This window comes from Mycobacterium sp. SM3041 (genome assembly GCF_039668335.1).
Classification (GTDB): Bacteria; Actinomycetota; Actinomycetes; order Mycobacteriales; family Mycobacteriaceae; genus Mycobacterium.
Genome location: NZ_JAYXBQ010000026.1, coordinates 29075 through 43789, shown reverse-complemented (window position 1 = coordinate 43789; position 14715 = coordinate 29075). Strand labels below are relative to the sequence as shown.

The following is a 14715-nucleotide window of genomic DNA, read 5'->3' as shown; positions in this document are numbered from 1 at the left end:
CGTTTCCTTTCTCTCCTGATGGTGTGATCAGCCGGCGGTGCGGGACTGCCCGATGGCAGCGGCGTAGCCGACGGGGGCTGCTTGTGGGTGGGTGGTCCGGTACGTGTCCGCACCGGCAGTCGTGGCGAAGGGCTTGTACCGCTGGGTCGATGGCGCAGCCGGATCGTCAAGCCAGACAGCGTGATCGGCGAAGATGCGCAGCCCGGTCAAGGTGTCGGGCACGTAGGCGGCCCGGACGTGCGGTGTCGCGGCCAGGCGGCGCAGCAGGCAGGTCGGGGTGGCGGAGACCGCGGTCTCGGTGCCGGACACCCACACTTCGGATGCCTGCGCCGCGTCGTTGACGGGTAGTCCGCACACGTCGTCGAAGCCAGTGAGGGTCATCGGATTGGCCACGCTGGCCTGCCGCTGCGCGTAATCGGGTCCGAACAACTGCCGCAGGTATCCGTCGTTGATGAACTTGGGAACATCGAAATCCTTTGTCACCGCGCCGCGCCCGACGAGGTAGGCCTTGATCGGTTTGAAGGCGGCGAGCACCGGATCTTTGAGTGTCATGTCGAAGCTCACGAAGCCGTTGGGGCCGTTGTACAGATAGATCACTTCGGGTTCGATCCCGGTCAGCGCGCTGACCCGCAGGGCCGACTTGAGCGGGTGCGCGACGATCTCGTCGGTGGTGCTCTTCATGGCCCGCAGGAACGCCGCCATGACCTCGGGATGGCTGTCGACGAACTGCCGGCGTGCGACGACGCCGTGGAAGGTGGGCACGTTGTTGTCGCCGCCGTCGTAGAGCAGCCGCCCTTGGTTGCGGTAGATCACCAGTTGCGGCCATGGCACGAACTGCGCCAGGGCGTCGACCTGGCCGCCGTCGATGGACGACGCGCCGACCGACGGATCCTGGTTGACGATGTGCAGTGAGTCCTTGCTGATGCCAACGGTTCTCACCGCGGTGGACAGCATGCCGTCGCCGGCCGAGCCGAGGCTGGTGGACACCTTCTTACCGTTCAGGTCGGCGAGGGTGCGTGCCGATGAGTCCGACCGCACCACCACCTGGTTCAGCGAGCCGCGCAGGTTGTAGCCGGTGGTGGCGACCAATTCCGTTGCCGCGTCATCGTATTTGCGGGTCTTGGAGCCGTTGGTCAGTAGCGGGTAGTCGCCCATCGATCCGATGTCGACGTGGGTGGCGATCATCTGCGCCGTCAGCGGCGCACCGGACGCGAAGTCCTGCCACACCACCCGGTACTTCGTGTTGGTGGCCGCGCCCAGTTCTTTGAGCTGGTTCTCGAAGTCGCCGCGGTCGCGCAGCAGTGTGCCGGCGTTGACGGTGTTGATGGTCTTGGATTGGTAGCCGACGTTGACGACGACGGTCGGTTCCGACAGCAGGCCGCACCCCGTCAGCAGTTGGGCCCCACCAACCGTGAGCGCGGTCAGCAGAGCAACCGAGCGGGCCTGCCAAGGGCTGCCAGTGCGCTGTTGCTTGTCCATGTCCACAAGGGTCAACCGTTTCTGTTACCTCGCTGTCATCTGAGGTTGCGCGGTAGTTACGCCATCTTTGATGGTGGAAACCGCAGTTCAGATGCCCATTTGGACCGATTGCGCCGCGCCGCCGACACCGTGAATTAAGGCTCTGTTACGCCACCTCGGATGCCCTGGCATGACACAGAGTTTTCGGAAACCCTTGTACGCATGGACATTTCGAGCGTGACGTCCGCGCGTACCCCGATCGAGCCCGATTACCGGTTCACCCTCGCCAATGAGCGCACGTTCCTGGCGTGGCAACGCACGTCACTGGGCCTGATGGCCGCCGCGGTGGCGGTCGTCCAGTTCATGCCGGAGCTGGCCATCCCGGGCCTGCGGCATGTCCTGGGCGTCGGCGTCGGCGCCATGGCCGTGCTGACGGCGGTCGCGGGACTGCGGCGCTGGAGCCAGGTGGACCGGGCCATCCGCAACGACGAGCCGCTGCCACAGGCCTCCGCCCCCACCTTCCTGACCACCGGCCTGGCGCTGATCGGGCTGATCACCGTCGTCCTGGCGCTCAGCGCCACGGTGCGATGACGCTGGCCCCGGATCGCGGCCTGCAGTCCGAACGCACGGCGCTGGCGTGGAATCGCACGGGGCTGGCGATCGCGACCTCGGGTGTTCTGGTGTTGCTGCGCAACGCCGATACGTTCCACGGCGGTCACGACGCGACGCGCATCGTCCTCGTGGCCGCTGTCGCGGTGCTCGCCGCCGTGGTGTGCGGCTTCGGCGCGAGCCGGCGCCGGCAGTTGGCCCGCGGACACTATTCTGCGATGCGGTACCTGCTGGCGGTCGGTCTCGCAGTGATCGCCGAGGGCATGCTGGTGCTGATGTACCTCATGCCGCTTGGCTAGGGCGTCTCGATTTGGCGCCGTCGCTCCTCCTCGATGGTGTCGCCAGTCTGACGGGTCGCTGACCTGACCGATGCCGCTGCGTCCACCTGATGAGCCGGCCGGACCTCTGTGCTCATCATGTCGCATCCGGAGCTGTCAGCTGAGGCTGACAAGGTCAGCCTGTGTTGACATCGTCAGCGCACGTTGACGGGTCCAGACCGCACATGCCGCAGGGAGAGACGACGTGCGGGCCAATCAACGCGAAGTGATGTCGACCAACACAGACCGGTACCCCTTTGGCACATGTGGAACTGGACACAAGGGTTTGTCTTTGTGAGATAAACGCTGGTCCCTCACACGTCGAGGAAACGAATGTCCTTGGCGTTACGCACGATAAAGCTTCGGCGCGCTTCGACGTCCTCACCCATCAGGATCGAGAACAGTTCGTCGGCGGCCGCGGCGTCGTCGAGTGTCACCTGACGCAGGACGCGGATGGACGGATCCATGGTGGTCTCCCACAGCTCCTTGGCGTCCATCTCACCCAGACCCTTGTAGCGCTGGATACCGTCGTCGGTGTTGATGCGCTTGCCGGCCTTCTTGCCGGCCTCGAGCAGGCCGTCGCGCTCGCGGTCCGAGTAGGCGAATTCCGGTTCGCTGCGTTGCCATTTCAGCTTGTACAGCGGCGGCTGGGCCAGGAAGATGTGGCCGTTTTCCACCAGCGGCTTCATGAAGCGGAACAGCAGGGTCAGCAGCAGCGTCGAGATGTGCTGACCGTCGACGTCGGCGTCGGCCATCAGCACGATCTTGTGATACCGCAGCTTGGAGATGTCGAACTCGTCGTGAATACCGGTGCCCAGGGCCGTGATGATGGCCTGGACCTCGTTGTTCTTCAGCACGCGGTCGATGCGCGCCTTCTCGACGTTGATGATCTTGCCGCGCAGCGGCAGGATCGCCTGGAACATCGAGTCCCGGCCACTCTTGGCCGAGCCACCGGCCGAATCGCCCTCCACCACATACAGTTCCGACTTCGTCGGGTCGGTGGAGCGGCAGTCGGCCAGCTTGCCGGGCAGACCCCCGATTTCGGTCGCGCTCTTGCGCCGCACCAGCTCCCTCGCCTTTCTCGCGGCCACGCGGGCCTGCGCCGACGATGCCACCTTGGTGACGATGACCTTCGCCTCCGCCGGATTCGCCTCGAACCAGTGCGTCAGCTCCTCATGGCAGACCTTCTGCACAAACGAGCGGACCGCGGCGTTCCCGAGCTTGGTCTTGGTCTGCCCTTCGAACTGCGGCTCGGCGACCTTGACGGAGATGATGGCGGCCAGTCCCTCCCGGATGTCGTCACCGGTGAGGTTCGGGTCTTTGTCTTTCAGCAGTTTCTTGTCTTTTGCGTACTTGTTCACCACTGAGGTCAGCGCCGCGCGGAAACCTTCTTCGTGCGTACCACCCTCGTGGGTGTTGATGGTGTTCGCGAAGGTGTGCACCGACTCCGAAAAGCCCGCGTTCCACTGCATCGCGACCTCGACTTCGCAGCCGGGCCTCGCGCCGTCGAAAGCGATGATGCTCGGCTGGATGGGCTCTTTCACGCGGTTGAGGTGCTGGACGTAGTCGATCAGCCCGCCGGGGTGGTGGAAGACGCGGGTGTCGGCGTCATCGCGGCGCCGGTCGGTCAGCGACAGCACCAGCCCCTTGTTGAGGAATGCCATCTCCTGCAGGCGGCGCGCAATGGTCTCGGCGCTGTACTCGGTGGTCTCGAATATCTCTGGGTCCGACCAGAATCGGACCGTGGTGCCGGTGCGGGTCGACGGCGTGCCCTGCTGCAGGGTGCCGGGCACCGAGCGGTCGTAGTGCTGGGACCATTCGTACCCGTCCCGGTGGATGCACACCTCGAGCCGCGTCGACAACGCGTTCACCACCGAGACGCCGACGCCGTGCAGGCCACCGGACACCTGGTAGGAGTCGCCGTCGAACTTGCCGCCGGCATGCAGCTGGGTCATCACGACGTCGACGGTGGGAATCCCGGTGGCGTGCATCGCGACCGGGATACCGCGGCCGTCGTCGCTGACCTCGACGCCGCCGTCGGCGAGCAGCGTGACATCGACACGGCTCGCGTGGCCGGCCATGGCCTCATCCACGCCGTTGTCGACCACCTCCCACACCATGTGGTGCAGGCCGCGCTCGCTGGTCGACCCGATGTACATGCCCGGGCGTTTCCGGACGACGTCGAGCCCTTCGAGGATCGTGATCGATTGGGCGCCATAGCTGGACACGGCTGCACTCCTTCGACAAGCGGGCACGGCCCCCGGCGTGCGGGGGCCGTGCTGGGCTGGTGCTATTGATTGCGGGCGGGGACGAAATCGATGGGCGCCCCGGCCGGGATGAGTTGTTCGGTCTCGACGCTGGCCTCGAATTCCTGGATGAACCGGTAGGCGTGTTGCATCACCCACCACCGCACCCAGGTCTGGTTGACGGCCTCACGTTCCTTCGGGTCCTCGAGGAGGTTGGTGATACGGGCGAAGCCCAGCGGAATCTCGGGGTCGTGGAAGTGCTGCTGCCGCTTGAAGTTGATCTTGAACTGTGACCACTTCACCGCGTGCAGCTCCTCGTTGAGCCAGACCATACAACCGTCACGCTTGGATTCCTCTGCACCGCCGAAGAATTCGCGTTGGTCGATGCCGTCGATGATGCGGTCGTCGGGCACGTCGCAGCCCACCCAGCGCAGCAGGGTCGGGAACATGTCGGTGACGTGCACCATCTCGTTGCTCTCCCGCACCGGCACGTGACCGGGCCAGCGGATCAGGCACGGTGTCCGGATGCCACCCTCGGCAGAGCTGAAGTAGGAGCCGTCGAAGAAGCCCGCGGTACCCCGGCCGGCCAGATGGTCCTCGGCGCCGTTGTCACCGGCCATGATCACGATGGTGTTGTCCTCGATGCCCAGCTCGGCCAGGTAGTCCAGGATGCTGCCGAAGTCGTGGTCGAGCATCAGCAGCGAGTCGCCCCAGTTGCCGTTGGTGCTCTTGCCCTTGAACTCGGGGCGGACCTCCATCGGGAAGTGCATGAGCGAGTGGTTGTGGTACAGGTAGAAGGGCTTTCCGGCATCGACGCTGCGCTTCATGAAAGCCTTTGCCCGGCGGTCGTATTCGCCGTCCACCTCACCCTTGAGCTTGACCGTGAGCTGCTGGTCGGTGGTCTTGACGCCACCTTCCTTGGTGCCGTCGTACATGTAGGAGTAGCCGTCGCGTTCGGCCTTGTACCAGGGGTCGTCGGGCCACAGACATTCGTCGTAGGTGCGGGCCGGACCGTACCACTCGTCGAAGCCGTGATCGGTCGGCCAGCGGCCGTCCTCGGCGCCGATGTGCCACTTGCCGAAACATGCGGTGGCATAGCCCGCTTCGGACAGGATGTCGCCCATGGTGCGTTCCCACGCGACGATGCCGCCGCCGTTGCCGCCGAGCGCGATGGTGTGGTTGCCGGACCGGATGGGGTACCGGCCTGTCATCAACGCCGAACGGGTTGGCGTGCACTGCGGTTCGACGACGAAGTGCGACAGTTTCAGAGATTCGGCGGCGAAGGCGTCCATTCTGGCCGTGTCGGCGCCGCGCAGGATGCCGCCGCCGTAGCAGCCGAGCTCCCCCATGCCGAGATTGTCGACGTGAAAATAGACGATGTTGGGTTGTTCGGGCATGGCTGTACTACCTCTCTATCGATTGCGTTAATCGGTAAGGGGTTCGGGTGATTGATTGCAGAAGTGCCGACTACGGTGGCGGCGGCGCGGAATCTCTTGCGGCGGTGGTGATCAACGAACAGCGGTCGCCGCGGTACCGCACGGTCTCGAGGTCGAAGGGGGTGCCGTCTTCGAGGTGGGTCAGCCGGTGCAGCAGCAGAAGCGGTGCGCAAGGACGGATTTGCAGGAGCTTGGCGGTGTCGGCGTCGGCCGAGACCGATTTCACGGTGATCTCGGCCCACCCCAGGCGCATCCCGAGTTCAGTCTCGATCAGCGCGAAGACGTCCTGGTCGGCCAGATTGGCGTCGACGGGGATGGCCCCGATCCGCAACGACGTGGTGTCCAGGGACAGTGGCACCCCGCCCACCGACCGCAGGCGCTCGATGAAGAGAATCGGCGCGCCTTCGGGCACTTGGAGTTTCGCGGCGACGAATGGCGAGGCGACCGACTCACGCGCCGACATCACGGTGTTCTCCACCGGAAGCTGATGCCCGGCAAGCGATTCGGCGAGGCCTTCCAGCCGGTCGATCCGCTGGCTGAGCTTCGCGCCCGTGACGAACGTTCCGGCGCCCTGCACCCGGGTGATCAATCCCTCACCGCGCAGCAGTTCCAGAGCCTCACGAATTGCGTTGCGGCTCACACCCAATTCGGCGGCCAGTCTATTCTCCGGCGGCAACAGCGGACGCGCCGCGGCCAGGCCGCCGTACACGCCGTCGAGAATCTGGCCGCGCAACACATCGCGCGCCCACCGGGCCGCGTCAGCGCGGGTGCCCGCATACTCCCGGGCCGCAGGACGGGGAAAGTCCTTCGGCGGGATGTGCGGGCGGCGGGTCATGAACTCACTGTGCCACCGATGACCACAGGTGGCGATACGTAGCGTGTTACGCCACCTGATCGCAGGTAAAGCCCTAGGCCAGGGACTATGCAGCGGCGTTTAGGCGCCGATTTCGCCACCTCAATCGGCGATGCAGCGGAAGCCGATGTGCGATGTCGCGCTGTCCTGCGACTGCGACGACCGCGCCGCCGGCCGGTAGCGATGGCAATACTCCGGCGCACACAGGTGCGAGCCGCCCTTGAGGGTCTGCATCACCGACGGGTCGCCACCGGGCGGCGGACAGCAGCCGGACACCTCGGCGTGGGCCTGATGCCGTGGCGCGTAGCGGGTTCGGGTCCATTCCCACACGTTGCCGATCATGTCGAACAGGCCAAAACCGTTGGGCGGGAACGTGCCAACCGGCGACGTGCCGGCCCAACCGAGGGCCCCGTCGTTGCGGTACGGAAACTGGCCCTGCCAGGTATTGGCCATCAGCTGCCCGTTCGGGCGGACCTCGTCACCCCACGCGTACACCGTCGTCGCGCCCGCGCGAGCGGCGTACTCCCACTGCTCCTCGGTCGGCAGCCGCCGACCCGCCCAGGCGGCGTAGGCCGCGGCGTCGGGGTAGGCGACCTGCACCACCGGATGGTCGAGCCGGTCCTCGATGGTGGAGCCCGGCCCCTTCGGGTGCTTCCAGCAGGCACCGGGCACCCACGTCCACCAGGCGCGCCAGTTCCGCAGGTCCACCGGGCCCGTCGTCGGCTGGAACACCAACGCACCGGGAACGAGGTCGTCGGCCGGGACGCCGGGGAACAGCGCCGGATCGAGTTCTTGCTCGGCGACCGTCACGTGCCCCGTCTCCGCCACGAATTCCGCGAACTGGGCATTGGTTACCGGGTGCCTTTCGATCGAGAATGGCGCGACCGTCACCTCATGCACCGGCGCTTCCTCCGGGTAGAAGTCGTGCGATCCCATGCGGTAAGACCCGCCGGGGAGGACGGTCAATTCCGTGAGCATCCCGACAGGTTAAGCAGCCGATGCGCGACGCGCCCGCCGAATTCCGCGCCTCGACACTCCCCCGATGCACCAGACTGGGCTCATGACGGACACCGCCGCGACCCGCGTCGCGGTCTACCTGGACTTCGACAACATCGTCATCTCGCGTTACGACCAGGTCCACGGCCGCAACTCTTTTCAGAAGGACAAGGCCAAGGGACTCGATCCTGACCGCTTGACGACGGCCACGGTCGACGTCGGCGCGGTCCTCGATTTCGCGTCGTCCTTCGGCACATTGGTGCTCACCCGCGCGTACGCCGACTGGTCCGCCGAGGTCAACGCGGGCTACCAGCAGCAGCTCGTCGGCCGCGCCGTCGACCTCGTGCAACTCTTCCCCGCGGCCGCGTACGGCAAGAACGGCGCCGACATCCGGCTCGCGGTCGACGCCGTCGAGGACATGTTCCGGCTGCCCGACCTCACCCACGTCGTCATCGCCGCCGGCGACTCGGACTACATTCCGCTGGCCCAGCGCTGCAAGCGCCTCGGCCGGTACGTCGTGGGGATCGGGGTGGCCGGGTCGTCGAGCCGGGCACTCGCGGCGGCCTGCGACGAGTTCGTCACCTACGACGCCCTGCCCGGTGTACCCGTCCGCGAGCCTTCTCCCGAGCCGGCCAAGCGCGCCCGCCGCAGCACCAAGCCCGAGCACGACCCCCAGGCTGCCGCCACCGCCCTGCTGACCCGTGCGCTGCACATCGGGTTGGAGAAGGACGACGTCGAGTGGCTGCACAACTCCGTGGTCAAGGCGCAGATGAAGCGCATGGACCCGTCGTTCAGCGAAAAGGCTTTGGGATTCAAGTCTTTCAGTGATTTCCTGCGCTCGCGCACCGACGTGGTCGAGTTGGACGAAAGCTCAACCACGCGCATGGTGCGGCTGAAAAGCGCGCACTAACGAAGGAAAAGAGTGCGGGCGGTGGGACTCGAACCCACACGCTCTTTCGAACACGGGCACCTAAAGCCCGGGCGTCTTCCGATTCCGCCACGCCCGCATGCAGTGATGGTACCTGGCCTCTGCAGCCAGAAACTTGTCGGTGGGCAGTCGTAATTTGGCTCGACAGGTCGTGGGGAGGACACCGGATGGCTGGGACCAACAAGCCGCCAAGTCGCAGCTTGCCGTCCGATGTCCCGCATCGGGTCGAGTTCTTCCAGAGACATCCGGACGATGACCCATCCAATGCATCCCCAGGCTTCGACTTCCTCCTCGCATGTCCGACCAAAGTTCAAGCCACGATGCTGGCGGTCCTCAAAGCCGTTGCCGAGGCACCGCCGAAGCGGTTCGCCGGCGGTGGCCATTGGGAAGCGATGCATGGATCGATGACCGGCTGGCACGAAGTCCGCGTGGATGGCTCGAAACCTCGCAGACACTATCGACTGTTCTGTCGCCTCGACACCGCAGCCGAAGCTGTCGACCAGCCGATTTTGGCTGTGATCACAGGTATGAGCAAGCCAATCCGAACGACGTTCAGCAACAAGGATTACGAGAAGGTTCGCGATCTCGGCGACGAATATCTCAGCCGCAATCCGCGTTCGCTGAAGAACTAACCGACCACTACCGCCCGTATCGGGTCAGTAAGTCGTTCTCGCTCTTCTGCCGTCATCGGCGTCAACGTCACCTTCAAGCCCAGCACGGCCGCCAGCTCTGCCACCGTGGCAAGCGTCGGATTCACGGTCTGAGCTGAAAACAGCCTCCGCACGACACTGGGGTTTGCACCGATGGCGCGGGCGAGCTGAGCCTTGCTCAGATTCGATTCCTCGCGCGCGTCATCGAGGTCGTTGATCACAGCGTCGATCGCGGCAATGCGCGCCGACTCGACCGCATACTCCCGACGGAATTCTGGGTCCTGCAGCCGCTCGTCCAGCAGCCTCTCAAACACCTTCGACATGACACCTCCCATGCGTGCCATATATGTTACGCCAATGCTGTGACGTCGGGCGACGGTCGCTTCGCCGCATTCGTCGCTCCAAACCCCCGCGCGGTACCGTTGCCATATGTCCACTACACGGCGTAGGAGGCCAGCGCTCATCGTGCTGGTGACCGTCGCTGCCCTGGGCTGCATGGCCCTGGCCTGGTGGCAGTGGTCGCGCTTCCAGTCGAGCGCCGGCACGTTCCAGAACCTGGGCTACGCCCTGCAGTGGCCGATGTTCGGCGCTTTCTGCTTCTACGGCTACTACAAGTTCGTCCGCTACGAAGACGAAGGCCCCGTAGCGCCGGCCACCAATGAGCCCACCGAAATCCCCGAGGGCCTGCTGCCCGAGCGCCCCCAGGCCGCCAAAGACACCGCGGACCCCACTCTCAACGAATACAACGCCTACCTGGCCGAACTGGCCGAGAACGACAAACAGGACAGGACCACCACATGACCGAGTCGCAGCCGACCGCCCTGTCGAAAGACACCATCCGCAAGGCGCTGACCGCCTACCGTGTGATGGCCTGGGCGACCGGTCTCTGGCTCATCGCCCTCTGCTACGAGCTGGTCGCGCACTACATCTTCAACGACGCCAGCCTGAACTGGATCGGCATCGTCCACGGCTGGGTCTACTTCGCCTACCTGCTCTGCACGTTCAACCTCGCGGTCAAGGTCCGCTGGCCCCTCGGTCAGACCATCGGCGTCCTGTTCGCCGGTACCGTCCCGCTGATCGGCATCATCGTCGAGCACTTCCGCACCGAAGACGTGAAGAAGCGCTTCGACCTCTGACCGTCAGCCCAGGTGCTTGAGCACCTCGACTGCCAGCTGTTCGCCCCTGTCCTCCTGGAGGAAGTGCGACGCCCCTTCGATCCGCACCTGCTCGTCGACTGTCGGAAGCAGGTCGACGAACGCCTCGCCCGCGCGCGGATACGGGAACACCGGGTCCTGGTCGGAGAATGCCACCAACGTCGGCTTCTCCCACCGCGACAGCGCGTCGGTGACGGCCTTCATCTCCGTCGCACCCGCGGCGTCCTCGGTGATGGGCACTAGGAGCGGGAACTGTGCGGCGCCGGCCTTCGACTCCACCGTGGGGAACGGCGCGTCGTACGCCGCCACGATGTCCTCCGAGAGTTCGGTTGTCGTCGCACCCTGAATCACGAAGCCGACGGGCAAGTCGGGGTTGGCCTCCGCGAAGGCACGCCACGCCATGAAGCCCTTGGACACCCGGCCGGTGAACAGCCCGGTGTTGAAAATCGCCAGCGCCCCAACCTGATCCGCGTTCTCCGTGGCCCAGCGCAACCCGATCGGCCCGCCCCAGTCCTGCACGACCGCCGTGGCGTCGGTCAAGCCCAGTCCGCCGAGCACCTGCGTCACCAACGAAACGTGCCGGTCGTAGCTGTACCACCGTCGATCGGTCGGCTTGTCCGAGCGCCCGAAGCCCGCGTAGTCGGGCACGATCACCCGGTGCCCGGCCTCGACGAACGGGCCGATCATCTTGCGGTACAGGTACGCCCACGTCGGCTCGCCGTGGAAGCAGACGATGGGCCTGCCGTCGCGCGGCCCCTCGTCGAGGTAGTGCATGCGCAGTCCGTCGACGTCGACGTAGTTCGGGGCGAAGTCGTAGCCGGGCAGATTCGCGAAGCGTTCGTCGGGCGTACGGAAGACCTCAGCGGTAGTCATGTCGTCAACTTGCCACTTGTTGACCGACCGGTCAACTACTAAGTACGATGAGCCCGTGCCCCGCAGTTCCGACGCCCGCGACCGTCTGGTCGCCACCGCTGCACGCCTGTTCCTCGAACGCAGCTACCAGGCCGTCGGCGTCGACGAGCTGTGCCGTGCGACCGACATCAAAAAGGGCAGTTTCTATCACTACTTTCCGTCGAAATCGGAACTTGCCAAAGCCGTTATCGACTTACATGCCAAAGTATTTCAACGCCAGCTGACCGGCTCCCCCACCGCGACACCCGCCGACAAGCTGCATGCGATCCCGGACGCCATCGGCGCCATCCAGTCGGCGCTCGAAGCGCAGTTCGGCCGAGCCGTGGGCTGTCCCTTCGGCAACTTCGCCGCCGAACTGTCCACCACCGACGACGATCTGCGCGAGCACCTGGCGCACACCCTCAAGACGATGGAACACCACATGGCGGTCATCGCTACTGAGGCCGCAGCGGCCGGAGCGCTACGCCCCGGCACCGATCCGCAACAGCTCGCGCACGCCCTGCTCGCGCAGTATCAGGGCATCATCCTGCTGGCCAAGCTCAACGACTCCGGCGTCGCGCACCTCGCCCCCGCGCTGCACGACTTCATCGACGGGTACCTGACCCCAACGCAACTGGACGGCGGAAATCCAGCCTGAATGCCGCCCTGCAGTTGCGTTCGAGCAGCCCGGCATCATAGCTACGACGCCTGCATCTCCGTGGGCCACGCCCTTTCCGCCTCATCCCGCGGAAACCGCCAGGCCTCATCGTCGACCGCGCCTCGCGATGCACGCGCATTGATGAGCCGACGCAACACCACTCCCGCCGGGTCGCGCGCAGTCACCCGAATCACGAGCCAACCCGCTTCAACCATGCTCTCGATTCTCGCGATGTCCCGGCGGACCGCTTCTGGATCGGTGTGATGTCCACCCTCGTACTCGACGGCGATCTTCAACCCCGGCCACGCGAAGTCGACAACACCGATCAACGCGCCGTACTCGTTGTAAACCGAGTGCTGACTCTCCGGCTTCGGGAGACCCGACCGAATGATCAACAGCCGCAACGCCGATTCTCTCGGCGATCCAGCTTTCGGGTCGACGAGCGCAATTGTCTTCCGCGCCTGGACAATGCCCCGCTGACCGGTATGACGCGCCGCCGCCAACTCAATGTCAGCCACCGTCAGCCGTGCCGCGCGGGCCAACGCATCAATCGCCGCGACAGCGACATCCTCAGGGAGCTTTCGCGCCAGATCAACCGCAGTACGCAATGGCGTGGTCAGCAACATCTCGCCGATGCGGCATACCTCGTCGTCAGCCGGAGAGTCTCGCCACACCACCACACCCCGCTCGCGGCGGCAGTAGCGGTCACAGATGTAGGCGGGAATCTCCGGCCCGATGAACCCGGCGCCATGCAACGCGGCCGCCGAGAATCCCGCGAGCACACCCCGACGTTTCGATCGCAGCCACGCCGCTTTCGCGCGCATGATCGCGGTCGGCCTCGTACCTCTCGGCACATAGACGTCCTTGTGTACGGCCACGAAGTTCGTCCGTAACTGATGCCGCGTCAACCGCCCCGCTGCCAGCGCCTCACTCCCAATGAATGGCTCCCCCACCAGCGCAGTGTGCCCAGCAGTTCGTGGATAGCGCCAGCGCGGACGAGCAGAGCCTGTGGATAACGCCCGAACGCAACTGGACGGCGGAAATCTAGCCTGAATGCCGCCCTGCAGTTGCGTTGGGCAGCCGACCAAGCGCGACCACGCGCGGCCGCAGCGACCTAACCCGCCGCCAACTCCCGCAGCGCCGGTACCAACTGCGCCAGCGCCCTACCGCGGTGCGACGCCGCGTCTTTCTCCGCCGGGGTCAGCTCTGCCGCCGACACCGAACCACCGGCAGGGATGAAGATCGGGTCATAGCCGAACCCACCTGAACCCCGCGGCTCCCGTGCGATGGTGCCCGGCCACTCGCCCCGCACCACCACGGAACCCGACGAGGAGACCAACGCGCAGCACGACACGAAGGCCGCACCGCGCCGCTCGTCCGGCACGTCCTGAATCTGGCCCAACAACAACGAGAGGTTCGCCGCATCATCCCCATGCCGACCGGCCCACCGGGCCGACAGCACCCCGGGCATGCCGTTCAACGCATCGACCGAAACCCCGGAATCGTCTGCGACACAAGGAATTCCGGTCGCATTGAATCCGTCAACTGCCTTGGCCAACGCGTTCTCCTCGAATGTCGCCCCAGTCTCAGGCGCCTCGGGAAACGCCGGCACATCGTCCAACGACAACAACGTCAGACCCGTGATGCCGGCGGCGTCCAACACCCGCCGCAACTCCACGAGCTTCTTCGCATTCCGCGAAGCAACCAAAAGCTCAGGCACCAAATGCCTTCTTGGCCGGCGCGGAGGATTCCGGCAGCACGCCCGGGTACGGCAGCTCCAGTGCCTCGCGCTGCAGCGCGAACAACTGATCGCAGGCAGCCAATGCGGCATCGAGAAGCTTGTCGAGCGTCGAGCGCGGGAACGTCGCACCTTCGCCGGTGCCCTGCACCTCGACCAGGGTCCCGGTGTCGGTGGCGACGACGTTCATGTCGACCTCGGCGCGCGAATCCTCGGTGTAGGGCAGATCCGTGCGGACCCGGCCGTCGACCACACCGACCGACACGGCGGCGATGGCACACGACAGCGGACGCGGGTCCTTCAGTCGTCCGGCCGCCGCCAGGTAGGTGACGGCGTCGGCCAGCGCCACGTAGGCGCCGGTGATCGCCGCGGTGCGGGTACCGCCGTCGGCTTGCAGCACGTCGCAGTCGATGGCGATGGTGTTCTCGCCCAAGGCGCTCAGGTCGATGCAAGCGCGCAGCGAGCGGCCGATCAACCGGCTGATCTCCTGGGTGCGTCCACCGACGCGGCCCTTCACCGACTCGCGGTCGGAACGGTCATGCGTGGCGGCCGGCAGCATCGCGTATTCGGCGGTCAGCCAGCCCAGTCCGGAACCCTTGCGCCAGCGCGGCACCCCTTCGGATACCGAGGCGGTGCACATGACCCGCGTCTCGCCGAACTCCACCAATACCGACCCTGCCGGGTGCTTGGTGAATCCTCGGGTGATCTTTACCGGGCGGAGTTCGTCGTCAAGGCGACCGTCTTCTCGTCGGGACACCGCACAACCCTAGCGGGCGACGAA

17 protein-coding genes and 1 tRNA gene are annotated in these 14715 nt (G+C 65.6%); 7 read left to right on the top strand and 11 right to left on the bottom strand.

All coding sequences use genetic code 11. The features are described 5' to 3' along the window. Positions 1-27 precede the first annotated feature (27 nt). Positions 28-1479, bottom strand: a complete 1452-nt coding sequence (locus VXD91_RS07070; protein ID WP_346415052.1) for an ABC transporter substrate-binding protein — start codon at positions 1477-1479, stop codon at positions 28-30. 201 nt (positions 1480-1680) lie between these two features. On the opposite strand from VXD91_RS07070, the gene VXD91_RS07065 reads away from it, so the two are divergent. Beyond that, positions 1681-2049, top strand: a complete 369-nt coding sequence (locus VXD91_RS07065; RefSeq protein WP_346415051.1) for a DUF202 domain-containing protein — start codon at positions 1681-1683, stop codon at positions 2047-2049. Beyond that, entirely contained in the window at positions 2046-2366 is a 321-nt protein-coding gene (locus VXD91_RS07060; protein WP_346415050.1) for a DUF202 domain-containing protein, read from the top strand. Before VXD91_RS07065 ends, VXD91_RS07060 begins: the two co-directional genes overlap by 4 nt. A 332-nt stretch (positions 2367-2698) precedes the next feature. On the opposite strand, the gene gyrB is transcribed toward VXD91_RS07060, so the two are convergent. The 4 genes from gyrB to VXD91_RS07040 form a co-directional block, all read right to left on the bottom strand. Further along, a complete protein-coding gene (gene gyrB / locus VXD91_RS07055; protein ID WP_346415049.1) occupies positions 2699-4639 on the bottom strand; it encodes a DNA topoisomerase (ATP-hydrolyzing) subunit B in 1941 nt (646 codons plus the stop codon). Positions 4640-4674: 35 nt separating this feature from the next. Further along, positions 4675-6027 carry an arylsulfatase gene (locus tag VXD91_RS07050; protein ID WP_212812464.1) on the bottom strand — a complete coding sequence of 451 codons (1353 nt, stop codon included), beginning with the start codon at positions 6025-6027 and terminating at the stop codon, positions 4675-4677. A gap of 70 nt (positions 6028-6097) precedes the next feature. Then, positions 6098-6802, bottom strand: a complete 705-nt coding sequence (locus VXD91_RS07045) for a GntR family transcriptional regulator (RefSeq protein WP_346415055.1) — start codon at positions 6800-6802, stop codon at positions 6098-6100. 219 nt (positions 6803-7021) lie between these two features. Further along, positions 7022-7897, bottom strand: a complete 876-nt coding sequence (locus tag VXD91_RS07040; RefSeq protein WP_346415048.1) for a formylglycine-generating enzyme family protein — start codon at positions 7895-7897, stop codon at positions 7022-7024. 82 nt (positions 7898-7979) lie between these two features. On the opposite strand from VXD91_RS07040, the gene VXD91_RS07035 reads away from it, so the two are divergent. Continuing rightward, entirely contained in the window at positions 7980-8825 is an 846-nt protein-coding gene (locus VXD91_RS07035) for an NYN domain-containing protein (protein WP_064857924.1), read from the top strand. Between the two features lie 13 nt (positions 8826-8838). On the opposite strand, the gene VXD91_RS07030 is transcribed toward VXD91_RS07035, so the two are convergent. Further along, positions 8839-8922 (bottom strand) — tRNA-Leu (locus VXD91_RS07030). An 88-nt stretch (positions 8923-9010) separates the two neighbouring features. Here VXD91_RS07030 and VXD91_RS07025 point away from each other — a divergent pair. Next, positions 9011-9475: a hypothetical protein gene (locus VXD91_RS07025; protein WP_064857923.1), complete on the top strand. Its 465-nt coding sequence runs from the start codon at positions 9011-9013 to the stop codon at positions 9473-9475. Here VXD91_RS07025 and VXD91_RS07020 read toward each other — a convergent pair. Next, on the bottom strand, positions 9472-9816 hold the full coding sequence (locus tag VXD91_RS07020) for a helix-turn-helix transcriptional regulator (protein ID WP_064857922.1): 345 nt from the start codon (positions 9814-9816) through the stop codon (positions 9472-9474). The genes VXD91_RS07025 and VXD91_RS07020 overlap by 4 nt on opposite strands. Before the next feature lie 106 nt (positions 9817-9922). On the opposite strand from VXD91_RS07020, the gene VXD91_RS07015 reads away from it, so the two are divergent. Beyond that, the gene (locus VXD91_RS07015) at positions 9923-10294 is read left to right on the top strand and encodes a hypothetical protein (protein ID WP_346415047.1); all 372 of its coding nucleotides are present in this window, start codon (positions 9923-9925) and stop codon (positions 10292-10294) included. Then, the gene (locus VXD91_RS07010) at positions 10291-10629 is read left to right on the top strand and encodes a DUF3817 domain-containing protein (RefSeq protein WP_346415046.1); all 339 of its coding nucleotides are present in this window, start codon (positions 10291-10293) and stop codon (positions 10627-10629) included. Before VXD91_RS07015 ends, VXD91_RS07010 begins: the two co-directional genes overlap by 4 nt. Before the next feature lie 3 nt (positions 10630-10632). On the opposite strand, the gene VXD91_RS07005 is transcribed toward VXD91_RS07010, so the two are convergent. After that, positions 10633-11520 (bottom strand): haloalkane dehalogenase, encoded by an 888-nt coding sequence (locus tag VXD91_RS07005; RefSeq protein WP_346415045.1) that lies wholly within the window; start codon positions 11518-11520, stop codon positions 10633-10635. Between the two features lie 55 nt (positions 11521-11575). On the opposite strand from VXD91_RS07005, the gene VXD91_RS07000 reads away from it, so the two are divergent. Then, a complete protein-coding gene (locus VXD91_RS07000) occupies positions 11576-12196 on the top strand; it encodes a TetR/AcrR family transcriptional regulator (RefSeq protein WP_346415044.1) in 621 nt (206 codons plus the stop codon). A 41-nt stretch (positions 12197-12237) separates the two neighbouring features. Here the strand turns inward: VXD91_RS07000 and VXD91_RS06995 are convergent, their stop codons facing one another. The 3 genes from VXD91_RS06995 to rph all read right to left on the bottom strand — a co-directional run bounded on the left by VXD91_RS06995 (position 12238) and on the right by rph (position 14691). Further along, on the bottom strand, positions 12238-12822 hold the full coding sequence (locus tag VXD91_RS06995; RefSeq protein ID WP_329602607.1) for a hypothetical protein: 585 nt from the start codon (positions 12820-12822) through the stop codon (positions 12238-12240). A gap of 488 nt (positions 12823-13310) precedes the next feature. After that, complete coding sequence (rdgB, locus tag VXD91_RS06990) at positions 13311-13919, bottom strand: RdgB/HAM1 family non-canonical purine NTP pyrophosphatase (RefSeq protein ID WP_226521075.1); 609 nt, start codon at positions 13917-13919, stop codon at positions 13311-13313. Continuing rightward, positions 13909-14691 (bottom strand): ribonuclease PH, encoded by a 783-nt coding sequence (gene rph, locus VXD91_RS06985; RefSeq protein ID WP_226521074.1) that lies wholly within the window; start codon positions 14689-14691, stop codon positions 13909-13911. Before rph ends, rdgB begins: the two co-directional genes overlap by 11 nt. Positions 14692-14715: the final 24 nt, after the last annotated feature.

Coding starts and splice junctions, on each gene's coding strand:
- VXD91_RS07070 (WP_346415052.1), bottom strand. CDS start 1,479: ATGGACAAGCAACAGCGCACTGGCAGCCCTTGGCAGGCCCGCTCGGTT.
- VXD91_RS07065 (WP_346415051.1), top strand. CDS start 1,681: ATGGACATTTCGAGCGTGACGTCCGCGCGTACCCCGATCGAGCCCGAT.
- VXD91_RS07060 (WP_346415050.1), top strand. CDS start 2,046: ATGACGCTGGCCCCGGATCGCGGCCTGCAGTCCGAACGCACGGCGCTG.
- VXD91_RS07050 (WP_212812464.1), bottom strand. CDS start 6,027: ATGCCCGAACAACCCAACATCGTCTATTTTCACGTCGACAATCTCGGC.
- VXD91_RS07040 (WP_346415048.1), bottom strand. CDS start 7,897: ATGCTCACGGAATTGACCGTCCTCCCCGGCGGGTCTTACCGCATGGGA.
- VXD91_RS07035 (WP_064857924.1), top strand. CDS start 7,980: ATGACGGACACCGCCGCGACCCGCGTCGCGGTCTACCTGGACTTCGAC.
- VXD91_RS07025 (WP_064857923.1), top strand. CDS start 9,011: ATGGCTGGGACCAACAAGCCGCCAAGTCGCAGCTTGCCGTCCGATGTC.
- VXD91_RS07020 (WP_064857922.1), bottom strand. CDS start 9,816: ATGTCGAAGGTGTTTGAGAGGCTGCTGGACGAGCGGCTGCAGGACCCA.
- VXD91_RS07015 (WP_346415047.1), top strand. CDS start 9,923: ATGTCCACTACACGGCGTAGGAGGCCAGCGCTCATCGTGCTGGTGACC.
- VXD91_RS07010 (WP_346415046.1), top strand. CDS start 10,291: ATGACCGAGTCGCAGCCGACCGCCCTGTCGAAAGACACCATCCGCAAG.
- VXD91_RS07005 (WP_346415045.1), bottom strand. CDS start 11,520: ATGACTACCGCTGAGGTCTTCCGTACGCCCGACGAACGCTTCGCGAAT.
- VXD91_RS06995 (WP_329602607.1), bottom strand. CDS start 12,822: ATGTTGCTGACCACGCCATTGCGTACTGCGGTTGATCTGGCGCGAAAG.